The following is an 814-nucleotide window of genomic DNA, read 5'->3' as shown; positions in this document are numbered from 1 at the left end:
TTAGAGCACAAAAGCGTTTCCCTTGCATACTTATGTATTAAAGGCATATAGGGCATTACAAGCCGTTTCCAGCAATTATTCCCTTCTTAGAGGCAGGTTAACTATATATTACTCACCCGTGCGCCACTTAGCTGACAATTTTAGCAAGCTAAAATCCGTTCTCGTTCGACTTGCATGTGTTAAGCACGCCGCCAGCGTTCACTCTGAGCCAGGATCAAACTCTCCATAAAAAATTATGAATTAGATTGATCTAAAACATCAGAGTCTCAAAATTTCACTATTTATAGAATAAATAAGTTGTTATTTCGATTCTCTTTATAAACATAAGTTTTTTAGTTAAAAAACTTATAAAAAATATCTCTAACTACTCGTTAAGATATTTGGTTTATAAAAATTATCATCTTAATTAAATTGTAAAAAGAACTTCCGATCTCATCGTACTTCTCTGACATGTTTTTCATGTCGTTCCTCTGAAATTGGACGGGAATTATAATAGAAAAATCTCCCCTTGTCAAGAGTTTAAACTAAAAATTTACTTAAATTTTGAAATTCTTTGGGTTTTTATACTTTTTATGCGCTTTTATTTATTATCTTATATCTATTAGTAATATATTATAGAGATATTTATTTGGTTATTTTTGTAACTTATTTCTAAAAGCTATTTGGATTAAATCCGAAATCCATATTATTATTGAAATTCATCATATTTGGATCACTATATCCATATTGTGTAGATATATTTCTTAGATTCATAATATCCATTTTTGGATCTATATACTGTGGACATACCATTGTACAATTTCCACATAAGGTA

The 814-nt window shown here is 29.4% G+C and carries 1 rRNA gene; it reads right to left on the bottom strand.

Annotated features, from left to right (window positions below):
* Window positions 1-230: ribosomal RNA gene (locus OIF36_02630) — 16S ribosomal RNA — on the bottom strand; the annotation flags it as partial.
* Window positions 231-814: the final 584 nt, after the last annotated feature.

The organism is Alphaproteobacteria bacterium (assembly GCA_025800285.1).
In the GTDB taxonomy this organism is placed as follows: Bacteria; Pseudomonadota; Alphaproteobacteria; order JAOXRX01; family JAOXRX01; genus JAOXRX01.
The sequence above is the reverse complement of the archived record's forward strand: the minus strand, read 5'-3'. Positions and strand labels throughout refer to the sequence as shown.